Source organism: Kitasatospora sp. NPDC050543 (assembly GCF_044457565.1).
GTDB lineage: Bacteria > Actinomycetota > Actinomycetes > Streptomycetales > Streptomycetaceae > Kitasatospora.
In genome coordinates, this window is sequence record NZ_JBITGZ010000023.1 from 1 (window position 1) to 19,295 (window position 19,295).

At 71.5% G+C, this 19,295-nt stretch carries 19 protein-coding genes; 13 read left to right on the forward strand and 6 right to left on the reverse strand.

The features are described from left to right. The first annotated feature begins 198 nt into the window (after positions 1-198). The 8 genes from mshD (at position 199) to pstB (ending at position 10,032) form a co-directional block, all read left to right on the forward strand. Entirely contained in the window at positions 199-1,263 is a 1,065-nt protein-coding gene (mshD, locus tag ACIBH3_RS25080; RefSeq protein ID WP_396314316.1) for a mycothiol synthase, read from the forward strand. 267 nt (positions 1,264-1,530) lie between these two features. Beyond that, the gene (locus ACIBH3_RS25085) at positions 1,531-3,711 is read left to right on the forward strand and encodes an RNA degradosome polyphosphate kinase (RefSeq protein WP_396314317.1); all 2,181 of its coding nucleotides are present in this window, start codon (positions 1,531-1,533) and stop codon (positions 3,709-3,711) included. 112 nt (positions 3,712-3,823) lie between these two features. Next, positions 3,824-4,894 (forward strand): CHAD domain-containing protein, encoded by a 1,071-nt coding sequence (locus ACIBH3_RS25090; RefSeq protein ID WP_396314318.1) that lies wholly within the window; start codon positions 3,824-3,826, stop codon positions 4,892-4,894. A gap of 213 nt (positions 4,895-5,107) precedes the next feature. After that, positions 5,108-5,587 carry an NUDIX hydrolase gene (locus ACIBH3_RS25095; RefSeq protein WP_396314425.1) on the forward strand — a complete coding sequence of 160 codons (480 nt, stop codon included), beginning with the start codon at positions 5,108-5,110 and terminating at the stop codon, positions 5,585-5,587. 284 nt (positions 5,588-5,871) lie between these two features. Continuing rightward, positions 5,872-7,011, forward strand: a complete 1,140-nt coding sequence (gene pstS / locus ACIBH3_RS25100; protein ID WP_396314319.1) for a phosphate ABC transporter substrate-binding protein PstS — start codon at positions 5,872-5,874, stop codon at positions 7,009-7,011. A 144-nt stretch (positions 7,012-7,155) separates the two neighbouring features. Further along, complete coding sequence (pstC, locus tag ACIBH3_RS25105; RefSeq protein WP_396314320.1) at positions 7,156-8,136, forward strand: phosphate ABC transporter permease subunit PstC; 981 nt, start codon at positions 7,156-7,158, stop codon at positions 8,134-8,136. Beyond that, a complete protein-coding gene (gene pstA, locus ACIBH3_RS25110) occupies positions 8,133-9,212 on the forward strand; it encodes a phosphate ABC transporter permease PstA (RefSeq protein ID WP_396314321.1) in 1,080 nt (359 codons plus the stop codon). Before pstC ends, pstA begins: the two co-directional genes overlap by 4 nt. Before the next feature lie 43 nt (positions 9,213-9,255). Next, positions 9,256-10,032: a phosphate ABC transporter ATP-binding protein PstB gene (gene pstB, locus ACIBH3_RS25115; protein WP_396314322.1), complete on the forward strand. Its 777-nt coding sequence runs from the start codon at positions 9,256-9,258 to the stop codon at positions 10,030-10,032. Between the two features lie 116 nt (positions 10,033-10,148). On the opposite strand, the gene ACIBH3_RS25120 is transcribed toward pstB, so the two are convergent. Both ACIBH3_RS25120 and ACIBH3_RS25125 read right to left on the reverse strand, forming a co-directional pair. Continuing rightward, on the reverse strand, positions 10,149-11,144 hold the full coding sequence (locus ACIBH3_RS25120) for an anion permease (protein ID WP_396314323.1): 996 nt from the start codon (positions 11,142-11,144) through the stop codon (positions 10,149-10,151). Positions 11,145-11,149: 5 nt separating this feature from the next. Beyond that, positions 11,150-11,770, reverse strand: a complete 621-nt coding sequence (locus tag ACIBH3_RS25125) for a DUF47 domain-containing protein (RefSeq protein ID WP_396314324.1) — start codon at positions 11,768-11,770, stop codon at positions 11,150-11,152. Positions 11,771-12,064: 294 nt separating this feature from the next. On the opposite strand from ACIBH3_RS25125, the gene ACIBH3_RS25130 reads away from it, so the two are divergent. Next, entirely contained in the window at positions 12,065-12,457 is a 393-nt protein-coding gene (locus ACIBH3_RS25130; protein ID WP_396314325.1) for a metal-sensitive transcriptional regulator, read from the forward strand. 53 nt (positions 12,458-12,510) lie between these two features. Here ACIBH3_RS25130 and ACIBH3_RS25135 read toward each other — a convergent pair whose 3' ends face one another. Together ACIBH3_RS25135 and ACIBH3_RS25140 are read right to left on the reverse strand one after the other, a co-directional pair. Next, positions 12,511-12,759 (reverse strand): hypothetical protein, encoded by a 249-nt coding sequence (locus tag ACIBH3_RS25135; RefSeq protein WP_396314326.1) that lies wholly within the window; start codon positions 12,757-12,759, stop codon positions 12,511-12,513. A gap of 148 nt (positions 12,760-12,907) precedes the next feature. Beyond that, positions 12,908-13,789, reverse strand: coding sequence for a hypothetical protein (locus ACIBH3_RS25140; RefSeq protein WP_396314327.1), 882 nt, complete (start codon positions 13,787-13,789; stop codon positions 12,908-12,910). Between the two features lie 159 nt (positions 13,790-13,948). Between ACIBH3_RS25140 and ACIBH3_RS25145 the strand changes: the two genes are divergently transcribed. After that, the gene (locus ACIBH3_RS25145) at positions 13,949-14,143 is read left to right on the forward strand and encodes a hypothetical protein (RefSeq protein ID WP_396314328.1); all 195 of its coding nucleotides are present in this window, start codon (positions 13,949-13,951) and stop codon (positions 14,141-14,143) included. 64 nt (positions 14,144-14,207) lie between these two features. Here ACIBH3_RS25145 and ACIBH3_RS25150 read toward each other — a convergent pair whose 3' ends face one another. Both ACIBH3_RS25150 and ACIBH3_RS25155 read right to left on the reverse strand, forming a co-directional pair. After that, positions 14,208-14,954: a phosphatase PAP2 family protein gene (locus ACIBH3_RS25150; protein WP_396314329.1), complete on the reverse strand. Its 747-nt coding sequence runs from the start codon at positions 14,952-14,954 to the stop codon at positions 14,208-14,210. A gap of 193 nt (positions 14,955-15,147) precedes the next feature. Then, positions 15,148-16,290, reverse strand: coding sequence for an NlpC/P60 family protein (locus ACIBH3_RS25155; protein WP_396314330.1), 1,143 nt, complete (start codon positions 16,288-16,290; stop codon positions 15,148-15,150). A 248-nt stretch (positions 16,291-16,538) separates the two neighbouring features. On the opposite strand from ACIBH3_RS25155, the gene ACIBH3_RS25160 reads away from it, so the two are divergent. The 3 genes from ACIBH3_RS25160 (at position 16,539) to ACIBH3_RS25170 (ending at position 19,290) form a co-directional block, all read left to right on the forward strand. Continuing rightward, a complete protein-coding gene (locus ACIBH3_RS25160; protein WP_396314331.1) occupies positions 16,539-16,889 on the forward strand; it encodes a hypothetical protein in 351 nt (116 codons plus the stop codon). Positions 16,890-17,051: 162 nt separating this feature from the next. Then, positions 17,052-17,873 carry a hypothetical protein gene (locus tag ACIBH3_RS25165; RefSeq protein ID WP_396314332.1) on the forward strand — a complete coding sequence of 274 codons (822 nt, stop codon included), beginning with the start codon at positions 17,052-17,054 and terminating at the stop codon, positions 17,871-17,873. A gap of 130 nt (positions 17,874-18,003) precedes the next feature. Beyond that, positions 18,004-19,290 (forward strand): hypothetical protein, encoded by a 1,287-nt coding sequence (locus tag ACIBH3_RS25170; protein ID WP_396314333.1) that lies wholly within the window; start codon positions 18,004-18,006, stop codon positions 19,288-19,290. Positions 19,291-19,295 lie beyond the last annotated feature (5 nt).

Genomic DNA, 19,295 nt, shown 5'->3' on the forward strand with positions numbered 1-19,295 from the left:
CAGGGGGGACCCTGTGGGAGAGTAGGACGCCGCCGAACAATCATTCACAGAGAACCCCCACCCGATTCCGGGTGGGGGTTCTCTGCGTTTCCGGGCTCTGCTGCGTTTGGGGGCTGCATTTCCGGAGGCTTTCCGGCCGGGAATCCCGGCGAATCCGCCCCCGGCAGCCGTCCGGCGGCCGTGACGTAGGGTCAGGTCATGGATGCTGAGACAGGGGCGAGCCCCGCGCGGGAACGGTTCTACTTCAGGGCGCCGGGGATCGGGGAGAGCGGGATCGTCGCCGGTCCGGTGCTGCGGTCGGGCTGGCGGGACAGCGCGCTGCACGTGCTGGCCGCCGCGCAGGTGGAGGACGGTCGGGAGGCGGTCTCCGAGCAGGGGCGGCTGCGGCTGCGTTCCTCGGACGTCGCCAGGCCGGGCGTCACCCACTTCATCCAGTTCGAGGAGCGCCGTAACGGCCTCGCCGACCCGCTCCAGGCCGACGCCGGCTATGCGCAGCTCGACGAGTCCGCCCCCGGCGCGGTCCCGAGTGCGGAGCTGGCGGTGGCGCCGGCCTTCCGCGGCCGGGGCTTCGGGCGGCACCTGATCGACACCGTTCTCGACGAGGCCGAGGGCGAGTACGTGGACTTCTGGGCACACGGCGGCCACCCGGCGGCCCGCCACCTCGCGGAGCACTACGGCGCCGAGCTCGTCCGCGAGCTCCGGCAGATGCGCCGCGGGCTCTCCCGCGCGGGGGAGGCCGAGGCCGGCCCGGCCGGGGTGGCGCTGCCCGAGGGCATCACCCTGCGTACCTTCCGTCCCGGGGCGGACGACGCGCAGTGGTTGCGGCTGAACGCGCTGGCCTTCGCCCACCACCCCGAGCAGGGCGCCTGGACGGAGCGCGATCTCGCGGACCGCGTGGCCGAGCCGTGGTTCGACCCGGCGGGCTTCTTCCTGGCCACCCGCGGCGAACGGGTGGTGGGCTTCCACTGGACGAAGGTGCACCCGGCGACCGACACCGAGCCGGCCCTGGGCGAGGTGTACGTGGTCGGGGTCGACCCCGCCGAGCAGGGCAGCGGCCTGGGCCGCGCGCTGACGGCGGCGGGCCTTCGGCACCTGGCCGTGGACCGCGGGCTGGAGACCGTACTTCTTTACGTGGATGCCGACAACCCGGCCGCTGTGCGGGTATATGAACGATTGGGATTCACCATCCACGAGGTGGACCTGATGTACCGCGTGCAGCACCGCGAGGATCGCGAGTCCGCCACCCGGCGGCCCCGGCCCTGACCGACTCAGCTTTCCTCCCGGCCATGCGGTGTTTACCGTGGATTCAATTACCGCCGCGAAGATCACAGGATGAAGTCCGTAGTGTCTCGCTCGCGCAGCGTCGGCCGAAACCCCGTGGCCGGCCGGCAGCAGGCAGGCCTCACACCGGAGGCCGACCCTGACCAGGCCCCGCACCCGGCTCTGCCGGGCGCGCGGGAGCCGGTACTGCATGAGGACGAGGACCGACCGAGTCACCCGGACTGCGACCTGCTGGAGGAGCTGGAGCCCATGAGCGTTCCCCGCCCCGTCTCTGTCCCGCTGCCGTCACCGGCACGGATGTCCTCCGCGCTGGGGCTGCCCACGGAGCCCCTGCCGGACGGCGAGCAGGAGTTCGAGGAGCTGCCGCAGGGACGCTTCCTCGATCGTGAGCGCAGCTGGCTCGCGTTCAACGAGCGCGTGCTGGAACTGGCCGAGGATCCCCAGATCCCGCTGCTGGAGCGCACGAAGTTCCTGGCGATCTTCGCCAGCAACCTGGACGAGTTCTTCATGGTGCGGGTGGCGGGCCTCAAGCGCCGGATCGCCACCGGGGTCGCCCAGCGTTCGGCCTCCGGGCTCCAGCCCCGCGAGGTGCTGGACCTGATCTGGAGGCGTTCGCGGGAGCTCATGGCCCGGCACGCCGCCGCCTTCCAGCAGGACGTGCTGCCGGACCTGGCCACCGAGGGCATCGAGCTGGTGCGCTGGTCGGAGCTGGCGGACAAGGAGCAGGCGCGGCTGCACACGCTCTTCCGGCAGAAGATCTTCCCCGTCCTGACGCCGCTCGCGGTGGACCCGGCGCATCCCTTCCCGTACATATCGGGGCTGAGCCTCAACCTGGCCGTCGTCGTCCGCAACCCGGTCTCCGGTCACAAGCACTTCGCCAGGGTGAAGGTGCCGCAGTCGCTCTCGCGCTTCCTGGAGGCCTCGCCGCAGCGGTACGTGCCGCTGGAGGACGTGATGGGGGCGCACCTGGAGGAGCTGTTCCCGGGGATGGAGGTGCTCGCCCACCACGCGTTCCGGGTCACCCGCAACGAGGACCTGGAGGTGGAGGAGGACGACACCGAGAACATCCTCAAGGCGCTGGAGAAGGAGCTGATGCGCCGGCGCTTCGGCCCGCCCGTCCGGCTGGAGGTCGAGGAGTCCATCGACCCGTACATCCTGGACCTGCTGGTGCGCGAGCTGAACATCACCGAGGCCGAGGTGTTCCCGCTGCCGGGGCCGCTGGACCTCACGGGGCTGTTCGGGATCGCCGACCAGGACCGTCCGGAGCTCAAGTACCCGAAGTTCATCGCCGGCACCGCCCGCGGCCTGACCGACGTGGAGTCGGCCTCCCAGCCGGACATCTTCGCCGCGATGCGTGAACGGGACGTCCTGCTGCACCACCCGTACGACAGCTTCTCGACCTCCGTCCAGGCCTTCCTGGAACAGGCGGCCGGCGACCCGGACGTGCTGGCCATCAAGCAGACGCTCTACCGGACCTCCGGTGACTCGCCGATCGTCGACGCGCTGATCGACGCGGCCGAGTCCGGCAAGCAGGTGCTGGTCCTGGTGGAGATCAAGGCGCGGTTCGACGAGCAGGCGAACATCAAGTGGGCGCGCAAGCTGGAGGAGTCCGGCTGCCACGTGGTGTACGGGCTGGTCGGGCTGAAGACGCACTGCAAGCTGTCGCTGGTGGTGCGCCAGGAGGGCGACACGCTGCGGCGCTACTCGCACGTGGGGACGGGCAACTACCACCCCAAGACGGCCCGGCTGTACGAGGACATCGGCCTGCTGACCTCCGACCCGCAGGTCGGGGCGGACCTCTCGGACCTGTTCAACCGGCTCTCCGGCTACTCCCGCCGGGAGTCCTACCGGCGGCTGCTGACCGCGCCACGCGGGCTGCGGGACGGGCTGATCGCGCGGATCCACGGCGAGATCGACCACCTGCGGGCCGGCCGCCCGGCGTCGGTGAAGATGAAGGTCAACTCGATCGTCGACGAGGCCGTGATCGACGCGCTGTACCGCGCCGCGAAGGCCGGGGTGCCGGTGGACGTGTGGGTGCGCGGGATCTGCGCGATCCGGCCGGGCGTGGAGGGGCTGAGCGAGAACATCCGGGTCCGGTCCGTGCTCGGGCGGTTCCTGGAGCACTCGCGGATCTTCGTCTTCGGCAACGGGGGCGATCCGGAGGTGTGGATCGGCAGCGCCGACATGATGCACCGCAACCTGGACCGCCGGATCGAGGCGCTGGTGCGGGTCGCCGACCCGGCGCACCGGGCCGAGCTCTCCGAGCTGATCGACCTCGGCGTCTCGGACGAGACGGAGTCCTGGCATCTGGGGCCCGACGGGTCCTGGACGCGGCATTCGCAGGACGCCGACGGACGGCGGCTGCGGCATGTGCAGGACCTGCTCATCGACTCCCGCCAGCGCCGCCGGGCGTCGGCGGTGAGCCGGTGAGGCCGGCCGGGGGCTCCATCGCAGGCTTCTTCGCAGGCCCTACCGACGGCTGAGCAGTCGGCCACCAAGCCCCGGGGCGAGCGTCCTCGGGGGGACGGGGATTCACCAAGCCATGACCGATGCGCAGATGACGGCCCTGGCGGCGTCCACAGCGACCGCCGGGGAGATCCTCTCCAGCCATCTGACCGCCCAGGCGGGGGCGTTTCTGCGAGCCCTGCCGCAGGCGGTCGGCGAGGTCGGCGCGAGACCCGGCAGTGTGGCGGCGAGCTCGGCGGGTACCGAGGATCTGCTGCGGGCGGTCCGGCGGATCGGCGGCGTGCTGCACACCTTCGCCGCGACCTTCGAGCCCGCCTGGGCGCAGGAGTCGCGGACGGAGCTGCGCTGGCTGCTCAATCTGCTGGCGCAGGAGCCGGGCTACGTCCGCCGCTCGGCCCGGCTGCTGGGCGCACTGGACACCCTGAGCGGCGCCGAGCCGGGCTCCGGCCTGCGCGGGCCGGGGATGCTGGCGGGTCACGCGGGGGCGCCCAAGGCCAGGGCGCTGCTCGACCGACAGCTGACGCTGGCCCGTACCCGGGTGCACTCCAGCGTTCTCCAGGAGCTTCGCTCGGCGCGGCTGCACGCGCTGGCGGACCGGATGACCCTGCTGGTGGGGGAGGTACCGCTGCTGGCGCAGGCGGACGGCCGGGCCGCGGTGGTGCTGTTGCCGCAGGCGACGGCGGCGCTGGCCGCGCTCGGCGCCGGCGCCGAGCGGCTGCCGCTGCACCGGGCCGCCACGCCGTACGGCGGGGACGGGATGCGCCGGCTCGGCTCGGTGCCGGCGGCCCGGGGTGCGCTGGACGCGGACGCGCTGATGGCCGCCGACGACGAGCCCTGGCACCAGGTGCGGATCCTGCTCAAACGCGCCCGCTACGCGCTGGAGGTGTGTGCGCGCCCGGCCGAGGGGCTGGACGCGCTGGACGTGACGCTGGCCCTGCACCAGGACGCGGCGGACGCGGCCGCGCACGCCGCGACGGCGGCGCGCACGCCGAGGATCACCCCGGCAACGGCGTACGTCCTGGGAGTGGTGCATGCTGATCAACGACTGGAGGTGGAGGCGGCTCGGTACGCCTTCGGCCGCCAGTGGCCGGACATCTCGCCCAGCATCGACGGCTGGGAGGAGCCCCCAGCACCACGGATGGCATGAATGGGCAACCGCCTGAGCAGTGAGTACGGCGACGACGGCAGCATGGGCGCCGCGCGGATGGCGGTGGCCGGCCGGCGTTCGGTCGCGGGCGGGGCGGAGCAGCGCCGCAGGCTGCGGGAGGCCAAGCAGGGGGCGCCCGGGTGGCCGCCGTCGGCGGCGCAGTCGCACCAGGACGCGGCGCGGGGTGCGGGCAAGTCGGGGCGCGGCCAGACGATTCTGGCGGCGGGGGCGGTGCTGTGGCTGCCGGGGCGGGCGAAGAAGGGCGGCAAGCGGATCGGCCGGCCGAGGCTGGCGCTGATCCACCGGCCGAAGTACGACGACTGGAGTCTGCCCAAGGGCAAGCTGGACGCGGGCGAGGGATGGACCCAGGCGGCGCTGCGGGAGGTGTGGGAGGAGACCGGGATGCGCTGTGTGCTGGGGGTGGAGCTGCCGGCCCAGCACTACCTGGCGCAGGGCCGGCCGAAGGAGGTGCGGTACTGGGCGGCGGTGCCGGTGGCCGGGTCGTTCACCCCCAACCGTGAGGTGGACCGGTTGGAGTGGCTGCCGGCGGGCAAGGCGCGGGCGCGGCTGACGCATGAGCGGGACCGGGTGCTGGTGGACGCGTTGCTGGAGGTGCTGGGGGCGCGGCCGGTGCGGCAGAAGGCGGAGCGGCCGGAGAAGGCGGAGAAGGCCGGGAAGACCCGCGGGGCCTGAGTTCCGGCCCGGGGCGCCCCCGGTGGCGTGGTGGGCGGACCCGGCGGCGCGGTGATCTAGCCGCACCCTGCTCGTGACGCAACCGTTACTACCTGGCCCTGTTTCCTGCCATCCGTGCGAGGTTCACTCCCCGTTCACTTGCGACCGGGTGACGCGTCACCTGCCCGCCCTAACTTCGGGTCTACCGGAGGGCCGAACGGGCCCCGGACCACAGCAGCACCAGCGCCGTCACACGTGTTCAGACACGCTCCGGGCGCCGGAATTGCCTCAGAAAGGGACACCCTGTGAAGCTCCAGCGGAACGGCCGCTCCAAGGCCCTCGCCATCGGTGCCATGGCGCTCGTCAGCTCGCTGTCGCTCGCGGCCTGCGGTTCGGACGACAACACCAGCAACAACGCCGGCACCGGTTCCGGCACCGGTTCGTCCACCTCGGCCGCGGCCATCGCCTGCGGTAAGGCGGGCTCGCTGGTCGCCGCGGGTTCCACGGCGCAGGCCAACGCCATCGACGTGTGGAAGACGAACTTCGGCGCCGCCTGTTCCGGCAGCACGATCAACTACGGCGGTGGCGGCTCGGGCGCGGGTATCCAGCAGTTCACCCAGGGCAAGGTCGCGTTCGCGGGCTCCGACTCGGCGCTGAAGCCGGCCGAGGCCGACGCCACCAAGGCGGTCTGCACCGGCGGCCAGGGCATCAACCTGCCGATGGTCGCGGGCCTGATCTCGATCGTCTTCAACGTCGAGGGTGTCGACAAGCTGGTCCTGGACGGCCCGACCGTCGCCAAGATCTTCGACTCGCAGATCACCAAGTGGAACGACCCGGCGATCGTCGCCCTGAACAAGGACGCCAAGCTGCCGGACGCCGACATCCAGGCGTTCCACCGCTCGGAGGACTCGGGCACCACCGACAACCTGACCAAGTACCTGGCCAAGGCCTCCGGTGGCGCCTGGTCCTACCCCGCCAGCAAGACCTGGGCGGGCAAGGGCGGCCAGTCGGCCAACGGCAGCGCCGGTGTCGCGGCCCAGGTCAAGCAGGTCAAGAACTCGATCAGCTACGCCGAGCTCTCCTTCGCCCAGACCAACAACCTCAAGAGCGCCGCCATCAACACCGGCGCCGCCGCACCGGTCGAGGCCACCGCCGCCAACGCCGCCAACACCTTCGCCAAGGCGAAGATCGTGGGCACCGGCAGCGACCTGGCGCTGACCCTCGACTACGCGACCAAGGACGAGGGCTCCTACCCGCTGGTCCTGGTCACCTATGAGATCGTGTGTGACAAGGGCAACAAGGCCGAGACCCTCGAGACCCTGAAGTCCTTCCTGACCTACGGCGCGAGCGACGCCGGTCAGAAGGCCATCGGCGAGGCCGGCTACGTGCCGCTGCCGAAGGAGCTCACCGGCAAGGTCAACGCGGTCATCCCGACCCTGGCCTGACCCTGCAGTGCTACCGGTGGGCGGCCCCGTGGGTGAGGGGGGCCGGGGCCGCCCGCCGGTGAACATCGACCGAGAACAACGTCCGGGGCACCGCCGCCATGGTGCCGCCCCCTCGGGGCAGCACCACCAGACCGGAGTACACCAATGACCTCATCTCCCCCTGCCGCACCCGGCAGGGCCCGCCTGCGCCGGAAAGACAGCCGGTTCGGCGACAAGATCTTCTTCAACGCCGCCCGGGGCTCGGGCATCCTGCTGCTGGTCATCATGGCCGCCATCGCGGGCTTCCTGACCTGGCGCGCGGGTATCGCGCTGTCCAAGAACGAGGGCAACTTCCTCACCACCTTCGAGTGGACGCCGGACGCGCCGAAGCCGGTGTTCGGCATCGCGGTGCTGGCCTTCGGCACCATCGTCAGCGCGGTGATCGCCATGGTGATCGCCGTTCCCGTGGCGATCGGTATCGCGCTCTTCATCTCGCACTACGCGCCGCGCCGGATCGCCCAGCCGTTCGCCTACCTGGTGGACCTGCTGGCCGCCGTGCCGAGCATCGTCTACGGCCTGTGGGGCGCGTTGTTCCTCGTCCCGCACCTGGACGGCCTGACCAGCTGGCTGGACCAGTACCTGGGCTGGACGTACATCTTCGACCAGAGCCGGGTCGGCACCACGCCGCGCAACCTGCTCACCGTCGGCATCCTGCTCGCCATCATGATCCTGCCGATCATCACCGCGGTCAGCCGTGAGGTCTTCCGGCAGGTCCCGCGGATGCACGAGGAGGCGGCGCTCGCGCTCGGCGCGACCCGCTGGGAGATGATCCGCACCTCCGTGCTGCCGTTCGGCCGGCCGGGCATCATCTCGGCCTCGATGCTGGGCCTGGGCCGCGCGCTCGGCGAGACCATCGCGGTGGCGATCGTGCTCTCCTCCAACAGCATCCTCTCGCTGCACCTGCTCGACCCGGGTGGCGGCACCTTCGCGCAGAACATCGCGCTGAAGTTCAGCGAGGCCCAGCCCTTCGGCCGCGACGCGCTGATGGCCTCCGGCCTCGTCCTGTTCGTCATCACCCTCGTGGTGAACGGCGCCGCCCGGATCATCGTGGCGCGCCGCAAGGAGTACTCGGGGGCCAACGGATGAGTGCTGTGACCACCACCGCTCCGGCGGCCGACTCCCGGCCGCTGCCTCGCAGCCTGACCGCCGCGCGGCTGCCCAAGTGGGCCCCGCCCGCCATCGCCGCCCTGTCCATCGGGCTGGGCTGCGCCATCGGCGTCGGCTTCGACCTGGCCAGCCACATCCAGTGGGGCCTGATCTCGGCCATCCTGTTCGTGATCATCAGCTATGTGATCTCGGCCCGGGTCGAGGGTCGCCGCCAGGCCAAGGACCGGCTGGCCACCTCGGTGGTCTGGGTCGCGTTCGTGCTGGCCGTCGTCCCGCTGGCCACGCTGACGTTCTACACGATCCAGCAGGGCATCGCGGTCGTCGACGCCTACTTCCTGACGCACTCCATGAAGGGCGTGCGCTCCGCGGGCCCCGGCGGCGGCATCTACCACGCCCTGATCGGGACCTTGCAGCAGGTCGCGCTGGCCACCGCGATGGCTGCGCCGATCGGCCTGCTGACGGCCGTCTACCTGGTGGAGTACGGCCGTGGCCGGCTCGCCAAGGCGGTCACCTTCTTCGTCGACGTCATGACGGGTGTTCCGTCGATCGTCGCCGGTCTGTTCATCCTCTCGCTGTGGAACCTCGCCCTCGGCTTCAACTACTCCGGCTTCTCGGGCAGCCTCGCGCTGGCCATTCTGATGATGCCGGTCGTCGTACGCTCGACCGAGGAGATGCTCAAGCTCGTTCCCAACGAGCTGCGGGAGGCCTCGTACGCGCTCGGTCTGCCGAAGTGGAAGACCATCCTGAGGGTCGTGATCCCGACCGCGATCGGCGGTATCACCACCGGCGTGATGCTGGCGGTCGCCCGCATCACGGGCGAGACCGCCCCGGTGCTGATGCTGGTGTTCGGTTCGGACGTGATCAACAGCAATCCGTTCAAGGACCCGCAGCAGTCGCTGCCGATGTACATCTGGCAGCAGTACGCCGTGGTGAACAACGACTTCGGGTACGCCCGAGCCTGGGGTGCCGCACTGGTGCTGATCGCCTTCGTGATGGGGCTCAACCTCATCGCCCGGGGCATCGCACGGTGGCGCTCGCCCAAGGCCGGGCACTGACGACCGACTGACGTACGAAGAAGACGAGAGAAGACGAACGATCATGGCTAAGCGCATCGACGTCAGCGGACTGTCCGCCTACTACGGCAACACCAAGGCCATCGAGGACATCTCGATGACCGTCGAGCCCCGCTCGGTGACGGCCTTCATCGGCCCGTCGGGCTGCGGCAAGTCGACCTTCCTGCGCACCCTCAACCGGATGCACGAGGTCATCCCCGGCGCCCGCGTCGAGGGCAAGGTGATGCTGGACGACGAGAACCTGTACGGTTCGCACGTCGACCCGGTGGCCGTGCGCCGCACCGTCGGCATGGTCTTCCAGCGCCCGAACCCGTTCCCGACCATGTCGATCTACGACAACGTCGCGGCCGGGCTGAAGCTCGCCGGCGTGAAGAAGAAGTCGGTGCTGGACGGCGTGGTGGAGAAGTCCCTCCAGGGCGCCAACCTCTGGAAGGAGGTCAAGGACCGGCTGAACAAGCCGGGCGCCGGCCTCTCCGGTGGCCAGCAGCAGCGGCTCTGCATCGCCCGCGCCATCGCGGTCGAGCCCCAGGTGCTGCTGATGGACGAGCCCTGCTCGGCCCTGGACCCGATCTCCACCCTCGCCATCGAGGACCTGATCGGCGAGCTGAAGTCCCAGTTCACCATCGTCATCGTGACCCACAACATGCAGCAGGCGGCCCGCGTCAGCGACCGCACCGCCTTCTTCAACCTGGCGGGCGTCGGCCAGCCCGGCAAGCTGGTGGAGCTCGACGACACCCAGCGGATCTTCTCCAACCCCTCGGTGCAGGCGACCGAGGACTACATCTCCGGTCGCTTCGGCTGAGCCGAGCGCCGTACCAGGACTGCTCCGTGGTGCTGCATGGCGGTGCCGCCGCGGAGCGTGAGGAAGGGCCCGCCCCCGAGATGTGGGGGCGGGCCCTTCCGGCTGTGGTGGCGGCGTCAGCCGAAGATCAGATCGGTGATCCAGTAGGCCACGGCCGCGACCAGCGCGGCGGCCGGCATGGTGATGAACCAGCCGAGCACGATGTTCTTGGCGACGCCCCAGCGGACCGCGCGGATCCGCTTGGTGGCCCCGACACCCATGATCGCCGAAGTGATCACGTGGGTGGTGGAGATGGGCGCCTTGAAGACGTACGAGGTGATGTACATGATCGTGGCCGCGGTGCTCTCGGCCGCGAAGCCCTGCGGCGGGTCCAGCTCGATGATCTTACGGCCGAGCGTGCGCATGATCCGCCAGCCGCCCGCGTAGGTGCCCAGCGAGAGCATCGTGGCGCAGGAGATCTTCACCCAGACCGGGATCTCCTGGGTGGTCTGGTGACCCGAGATGGTCAGGGCCAGGACGACGATGCCCATCGTCTTCTGCGCGTCCTGCAGACCGTGCGCCAGCGCCATCGCGGCGGCCGAGGCGGTCTGCGCGACCCGGAAGTTGCGCTTGGCCCGGTGCGGGTTGGCCCGGCGGAAGATCCACAGGATCGCCAGCATCACCAGATAGCCCGCCAGCAGGCCCACGATCGGCGAGACGATCATCGGGATGATGATCTTGTCGATCACGCCACTCCAGATCACCTCGGTGCCGCCGGCCAGTGCCGCGCCGACCATGCCGCCGAAGAGCGCGTGCGAGGAGGACGAGGGCAGGCCGAAGTACCAGGTGGTCAGGTTCCAGGTGATCGCGCCGACCAGGGCCCCGAACAGGACGGTCATGCCCTGGGGGCCGGACGGCGTCTCGATCAGGCCCTCGGAGACGGTCTTGGCGACGCCGGTACCGAGGAAGGCGCCCGCCAGGTTCATCACCGCGGCCATCGCCAGCGCCACCCTGGGCGTCAGCGCCCGGGTGGAGACCGAGGTCGCGATGGCGTTCGCCGAGTCGTGGAAGCCGTTGGTGTACGTGAAGAAGAAGGCAACGCCGATGACGGCGATGAGTGCTGCCGTGTCCACGCTGGTCAGGACTCCTTGACGGCGATGGTCTCCACCGTGTTGGCGACGTGTTCGAAGGCGTCCGCCGCCTCCTCCAGCACATCCACGACCTGCTTCAGCTTGAGCACCTCGATGGCTTCGTACTGGCCGCTGAACAGGTGCGCGAGCAGCTTGCGGTGGATCTGGTCCGCCTGGTTCTCCAGTCGGTTGACCTCGATCCAGTACTCGGTGAGGTTGGACATGGTGCGCAGGTTCGGCATCGCCCCGGCGGTCAGCTCGGCGGCCCGGGCGAGCACCTCGATCTGCTGCTCCACGCCCTTGGGAAGGGTCTCGATGTCGTAGAGCACGACCAGGTCGACGGCCTCCTCCATGAAGTCCATGATGTCGTCCAGCGACGACGCCAGGCTGTAGATGTCCTCACGGTCGAAGGGCGTGATGAAGGAGGAGTTCAGCTGGTGGAACACGGCATGGGTGGTGTCGTCACCAGCGTGCTCGGCGGCGCGCATGCGCTCGACGATCTCCGCGCGGGCCGACACGTCTGATCCCAGCAGTTCCAGCAGGAGCTTCGATCCGACGACCAGGTTCTCCGCCGCGGCGGTGAACATGTCGTAGAAGCTCGTCTCCTTCGGGGTCAGGCTAAAACGCACGGAAATCTCCGATGTGCGGGGTAGGGACTGAACGATGCTAGGTGCAAGCGGCCGGAACTGCGCAAACGGGGTGACGGCGGTGAACCGGAGACTCCTCTTCCACTCCGCCGCGGCCGGTCTGCCGGACGGTATACCCAGCTGGCGACATGAGCCACCAGTCTGACGGAACCTCGCCCGGAACACCCTTGCGCTGCGCCGGGGCTGCGGGGCGCCGCCCGTACGGAGGAACACCGTCCGGACCTCCGGTGTTGGACACTGGAGGCCGACGCAGCCACCCCTACGAAGGCGGGCCGGATGACCACCACGGACACGCAACCCGACATGCAGCCCGAGGCGCAGCCGGTGCCGCAGCCGGCCGCGGACACCGGCGCGCACCCGGGGCCGCACTCCGGTACACCCGCCGGGCCGCACGGGTACAGCGCGCAGAAGGACGCCCACCTCAAGCGGCTGCGCCGGATCGAGGGGCAGGTCCGGGGGCTGCAGCGGATGGTCGACGAGGATGTCTACTGCATCGACGTGCTCACCCAGGTCTCGGCCAGTACCAAGGCGTTGCAGGCCTTCGCGCTCTCGCTGCTGGAGGAGCATCTGCGGCACTGCGTGGCGGCCGCGGCCGAGGAGGGCGGGGCCGAGCTGGAGGCCAAGGTCGCCGAGGCCACGGCCGCGATCGGCCGGCTGCTGCGCAGCTGAGGCCGCGGCGTCGGCAGGCCTGGACGGCGGGCGGCGTCGGCTGCGCCGGCGCGTCAGCCCGCGGGCGGCCGCCCGGGCTGCTGCGGCCGTACCGGCTCCACCGGTTGTGCTGGTCGCGATGGGTCGGCGGGCCCGGCGGCGGCCTGGCCGGGGCGCTCCAGCAGGACCTCGTCGATCCGCTCGGTCGGCAGCCGCTCCCCGGTGCTGGCGGTCGCGGCGATCATCAACTCACCGGCCAGCTCGATCTCGTCGAGGGCCGCGTCGTCGTGGCCGCCTTCCCGGCCGCTTGAGGACGACACCACCTGCACCACCCCTTCAGCGCCCTGACAGCCCGGGCGGCAGCCACCCGTCAGCCAGCCTAGGCATTCCGGAGCGCGTCCACATGGCACGGACGGGCCATCTCCGTGCAGCCGAAACGGGTGGGACGGCGCCCCGGCGGGCCCGCGTGGACTACTTGGCCGGCTCGGTGGGCTTCATCGAGTAGATGTCGGTCGGCGCCGGCTCGGCGGCGTCCACCGGTTTGCCGAAGTCCGAGAGGGAGACCGTCGACGTGACCTTGACCTGGTCCTTCGCCTCCTTGGAGCCGGCCACCCCGGCGAAGGAGAACACCTCCACCACCTTGTGCAGCCGCCCCTGCGGGTCCAGCCAGGCCTCGTACGGGACGTCCTTGGCGGTGAAGGTCTGGGCCGCCGTCCGCAGGCCGTCCGCGCCGCGCCCGCCGGTCGCCTCGGCGGCCCTGATGAGGTCCAGGGTGCCCCGGTAGTGCTTGAGGGCCACCCCGGCGACCGTCTCGGAGCCGACCAGCTCGGCCTTCTGCGCGCCGCGCAGGGCTCCGGCGGCGCTGGCCGGGTCGGTCGCGCCGCTGCTCACCAGGTTCCCGTCGGGAAGCTGACGGACATCCAGCTTCACCCACTTGCCCTCGGGGATCCTGGCCCCGCTGTTCTGCAGGTACACCGTGCCGGGCAGGACCACCTCGACGATCTTGCCCGAGGTCGCCGCCCCGGGCGGCACGGCGACCTCCAGCCGGCCGATCCGCTTCACGTAGTCGTACCCGCCGGCGCCGGTGAAGGAGGCCTTCTTCTCGGCGGACTCGGTGACCAGCTCGGTGGCGGCGCGGGCGGAGCCGGTGCGGCCGGTGATGTCGGCGGTGCCGCGTACGGCCGCCAGCGGATCCGCGGCGAGCTGGTCGGCGACGGGGCTCCGCTCGTCCGCCGAGGCCGCGCCGGGGCCGCCCGCGCAGGCGGCGAGGCCGCCCATGGCGGCGGTGAGCACGGCGGCCCGGGCCGCCGACCGGAGCTGTGACACCAGCCGGCGCTGGTTCGGCTTGTTCATTCGCGCGACAACCCCCTCGGGCCCGACTGCCCGGAAAGCCACCACCCCGGGTGGGCAGAGCTCTTGCCGGTCAAACGAGTTGGGCGCGAGCCGGTTACGCGGTACCCGGCGCGCGGACGCCGTCGCGCGCCGGGTGGGTAGCGCGTTACGGTGAGGCACGTGCACATCGAGCTGCCGCCGCTGTCCGGCGCCGCCCTCACGTCGGAGCACCGCGTGGAGATCTCCGAGCGCGGATCCTTCTGCTTCGCCAGATGCAGCTGCGGCTGGTACTCCCCGGCCAGACGCTCCCGGGACCTCGCCCGCCGCGAGGGCGCGGCCCACCTCGCCGCGTCCGGGGCCCCGGGTCACGTCTGAGCCGCCGCGAGCGGGCCCGTCGGCGGCTCCCCCCAGGACCGTGCCGTCGTGCCCGGGGCCAGGCCTAGGCCGCGAGGTCCGACTCGTGCGGCTTCTCCCCGGCGGGGGCGGGCCGGGCGGCGCGCCGTCGCCGGCCCCCACCCGGCCGGTTCCCGCCGGACCTGCCGCTACCGCCACCGCCGTTGCCACCGCTGCCCTTGGCCCTGATCAGCGGGGCGGCGGGGGTACGGGCCAGCGCGTGGCAGAGCGGCACCAGGACGGCCATCGCGATCGGGGCGAGCAGCAGCACCACGGCGGTGGCCAGCGCGAACCCGCCGATGACGTCGGTGGGGTAGTGCACGCCCATGTACATCCGGCAGAAGCCCTGGAGCAGCGCCAGGCCGCCGGCGATCCAGCCGAGTCTTCGGTTCACCAGGAAGAGGGCCACCGCGATGCCCATGGACATCGTCGAGTGGTCGCTGACGAAGGAGTAGGTGCCCTCCTTGCCCTCCACCAGCACGTCCAGGCCGGTGTGGTCCACGAAGGGGCGCGGCCGGTGCACGATAGCGGCGATCGGCAGGTTGGCCAGCTCGGCGACGGCCACCGCGAGCGGCGCCCAGAGCAGCCCGGCGACGGCCACCGGGGCGTCGGGCCGGCGGCGGGCCTGGAGCCAGCCGGTCAGGCCCAGCGCGGCCAGGCCCAGCAGGATGCCGTACTCGCCGATCCAGGAGACCAGGCTGTCCAGCCAGGCGGGTGAGGACTTGGCGAGGCCGTTGATGGCGTAGAGCAGGCCGAGGTCCGGGTTGCTCGGGTCGGCAAGCGGCGTCGGCACGCCGCACCTCCTTCTGGTCTGCTGCACCTGTGGTTCCCGCCGGGGTCGGCCCAGCTCAGCGAGCTGACACAGAACCACCGGACACAACGTCATAGCCGGGGCACAGCGTTCCACGGAAACGCGCGGTTATGGAAACTTGACTCAGCGTCCACGTCGTACTCACACGATGACCCGCTCGGCCCGCTCGGCCCGCTCAGGTCTTCGCGCGGGCCGCCGGCGCGCCGGGGGGTGCGGCGGCCGCCGCCGCGGCGGGCCCGGCGGGTGCCGGGGTGGTGGCGGCGGGGGCCGGGGTCCCCTGGGTGCCCGGCCAGCCCTTGCCGGTGATGCTGCCGTCGGCGCCGCGCACCGGCAGGGCCTCGGCGCCGTCGGCGGTCACCCGGGTGGCGCCGATGTACTCGCTGGTGTCGATCTTGTCGTAGCGGATCACCGCGCCGGTGTGCGGCGCGTTGATCATGTAGCCGCCGCCGACGTAGATGCCGACGTGGTGGATGCTGCGCGGGTCGTTCAGGTCGTTGGCGAAGAAGACGAGGTCCCCCGGGCGCAGCTGGTCCCGGGAGGGGTGCTGCCCGGCGTACCACTGGTCGTTGGCCACGCGCGGCAGGGTGATGCCCACGCTGGCGTACGCCGCCTGGGTCAGCCCCGAGCAGTCGAAGCGCCCGCCCTGCGAGGGCAGGCCCTCGCCGCCCCAGAGGTACGGGGTGCCGAGTACGTTCTGCGCGAAGTAGATGGCGCCGGCGGCCTGGGCGGAGACCTCCAGGGTGCCGCTGGGCGCGGCGAAGCTGCGGGCCAGGGCCTTGATGCTGCGGACGTAGCCCTGGGTCTCCTTGAACGGCGGCACCCCGCCGGCCTCTATCACCGCGTACGGGCCCGCGTTGTAGGCGGCGAGCAGGTTGGACTGGCGGTCCCCGGGGACCTTGGCGACGTCCCGGGCGAGCGCGCAGTCGTACGTCGCGGCGGAGGCGATCGCGTCCGCAGGGTCCCAGATGTCCTTCTTGCCGTCGTTGTTGGCGTCCACGCCGTAGGTCGCCCAGGTGCTCTCCAGGAACTGGGCCATGCCGTAGGCCTTGGCGGGGCTGCGGGCGGAGGGGTCGAAGCCGCTCTCCTGGTAGAGCTGGGCCGCGAGCATCGGCGGGGAGATCTCGGGGCAGTGCGTGCCCCACTGCTGGATCAGGCCCTGGTAGGCGGCGGGGACGGTGCCGGCGGAGAGGCCGATCTGGTTGGACGAGGCCGGTGGGGTGCCGCCGGCCGCGTAGGTGCCCATGGTGATCAGCCCGACGAAGCCGAAGGCGGCAACTCCTGCGGCAGCGGCGGCCGTACCGGCCTTCCGGAGTACCATCAGCACCATCCCGACGAGTCGTCAGTCGAAGTGTCCCGGAAGGCGTTGCTCAGCGCAATCATCAGAGATACAAAGAGTGAGCGCTATCCTTCGTACGATGGACATCCTGGCGTACGTGTCCCATACCTCACGACCCAATCCGCGAGAAGCAGCCAAGTCGACATCAGATCTGGCCAAGAATAGGTACCGGCCCTTCGCGCGAAGGGGTCGGGGGCCTTGAATTTGCCTGATCGGGCGGTGAGATGGAAATGAACCTGAGCAGCGTGGACAGCTTTGCGATCGGCCACCTGGCCGAGGACCCACCGAAGAAAGCCAATATCGACACCATCATCGGCGGGATCGCCCCGGACTGGGGGCCGTTCGCCACTCTCGGGTCCGAGGCCCGGGTGATGGTGGAGGTCGTCATGGCCGTGGCCATCCTGGGCTGCCTGGGCATCGCGGTCTGGGGCGCGGCCAAGCAGCGGATCGGCGCCACCGCCATGCGGGACACCTTCAGCGCCGAACAGGGCAAGGGGCTGATCATCGCCGGGCTGACCGGCGTGTTCATCATTGGATCACTGGGCACCCTGTTCACCATTGTGTACGGCATGGCCATCTGACGATCGGACAGTCCGGCTGCCGCGCCGGTCGCCGTCGGCCCGGCCGTGCCGGCCGGGAGTCCCAGCAGGAGTCCCGCCAGGAGTCCGCCCTCCTAGCCCACCAGCGGGCCGGAGGAGCCCAACCGGAGCCGCCACCAGGCTCCCCGCACCAGGAGGGCCGCCGTGCCGTTGTCCGACGACCAGCCGCACACCCGTACGCGGCTACCGGTCGGAGAACAGTCCTCCTACCCGGTGAGTGCGCGTCAGGCCAGGCCGGTGCGGACCCTGCTGACGGTCCTCGCGGTGGTCACCCTGCTGGTCGTGGCGATCTCGATCGCCAACCGGGGCAAGGCCGACCGGGGCGGCGGCGCCACCGCGCCCTCCGGTGACCGGGCGAGCGGCGCGGCCGGCGCCGGGTCGAGCCTGGAGCCGAGCGGGCAGGAGCCCGTCAGCACCACCAGCAACGGGATCGCCAACGGCTACCCGCACACCGACCAGGGCGCCCAGTCGGCGGCCGCCAACTTCGCCGTCGCGCTCGGCAGCGCCGACATGTTCCGCACCGACGCGCGGCACACCACCGTCAGCACCGTCGCCGACCCGGCCGCCGAGCCCGCCCTGCAGAGCCGGCTGGACCAGGGCTTCAACGGGGACACCGCCGCCCGCTACGGGCTGGACGCGCAGGGCAGGGCGCCCAAGGGCCTCACCTTCGTCAGCCGGACCATCCCGGTGGGCACCAAGTCGGTCGGCTACGGCGACGCCGAGACCAAGGTCGAGGTCTGGAGCACCAGGCTGACCGGTCTGGCGGGCGAGCGCTCCACCCGGCCGGTGGCGGCGAACTGGTTCACCCTCACGCTCAGCCTGCGCTGGACCGGCAGCGACTGGAAGCTCACCGACTACGCCAGCCGGGAGGGCCCTGCCCCGGTGCCGGGCGACCAGCAGGCCGCTACCGCCGAGGAGATCACCGGTGCCGTCCAGCAGTACGGGGGGTTCCGCTTTGCCCGCTGACCCGTCCGCCACCCGAACCGCCGCCACCCGACCTACCGCGGCCCGGCCCACCGCCACCCGGCCCACCGCGACCCGGCCCACCGTCCGCCGTCCCGCCGGCCGTGCGGGCGGTTCCGCCGGGCGACCAGCGGTGCGGCCGGCCGCCCGCAGGGCCGGCGCGCTGGCCGGCGCGCTCGCCGCCGTCCAGCTGGCGGCGCTGCTGGGCGCCCAGCGGGTGTTCGCCGCGCCGCCCTCGCCGACCGCCACCCCGACGCCGACCCCGACGCCGACCCCCGCGCCCTGCCAGACGGTCGGCCTGCCGATCCCCGGCAGCGACGCGGGATGCGCCCCGAACGGCGCCGTCGTCATCCCCGGCAGCGGCACCGTCGGCAGCGTCACCGACCCGCTGGGCTCGCTCGCCAAGGGCTGCGCCCAGGCGGCCGGCTGGGTGGTGCGCAAGCTCTCCGGCGCGATCGACGGCACCACCCAGGTCGACTTCACCAACGCCTCGTTCCTCCAGCAGTACGCGGTGGTCTTCGCCGGCTCGACGATCATCACCCTGGTGCTCTGGCTGCTCGCCGTCACCAAGCGCGCCGTGCGGGGGGCTCCGCTCACCACGGCGTTCTCCGAGGCGATCGGCTTCCTCTGGCTGACGGTGGTGGCCTCCGCCTTCACCCCGCTGATCCTGTACACGGTGGTCAGCGCCACCGACGGCCTGACGGCGGCGATCGCCGCCGGTACCAAGTCCGACACCGGCACCTACCTGGGGGGCTTCGCGGACACCCTGGAGAAGGGCGACACGGGCGGCGGCCCGCTGATCCTGATCATCGTCTCGCTGGTGGCCGTGCTGGCCGCCGCCGTGCTCTGGATCGAGCTGCTGATCCGCGCCGCGATGCTGTACGTCGGCGCGCTGCTGGGCACCGCCGTCTACGCCGGGCTGGTCGACAAGCAGCTGTGGAAGCACGTGCGCCGCTGGGCGGGCGTGATGGTCGCGGTGGACCTGGCCAAGCCGATCATCGTGATCATCCTCGGGCTGGCCGGGGCGGTCGCGACCGGCGCCGGCGCCACCGACGACTTCGCCAAGGTGCTGTCCGGGCTGTCGATCCTGTTCCTGTCGATCTTCGCCAGCGCCACCGTCTACCGCTTCGTGCCGGGCTTCGGCGACGAGATGATGAACATGCGCCAGGCCAGGGCCAGTGCGGTCCGGGCCGGCTCGGCGACGATCAACGGCACGGCGAACCTGGTCAAGCAGGGCATCAGCACCCACGGCGCCCGCGGCGGCGGCCCGCAGGCCGCCAACGCCTCGGGCTCCGGCGGCGCCGGGGGCTCCTCGGTGGCCCCGGGCATCGCGGCGCACGCCACCCGCGCCCCGGCGCCCCCGCCGCAGGCGGCCGCTCCGGCCCCGATCCGCGACAGCAATCCAGCGAAGGGGGGGTGAGGGGT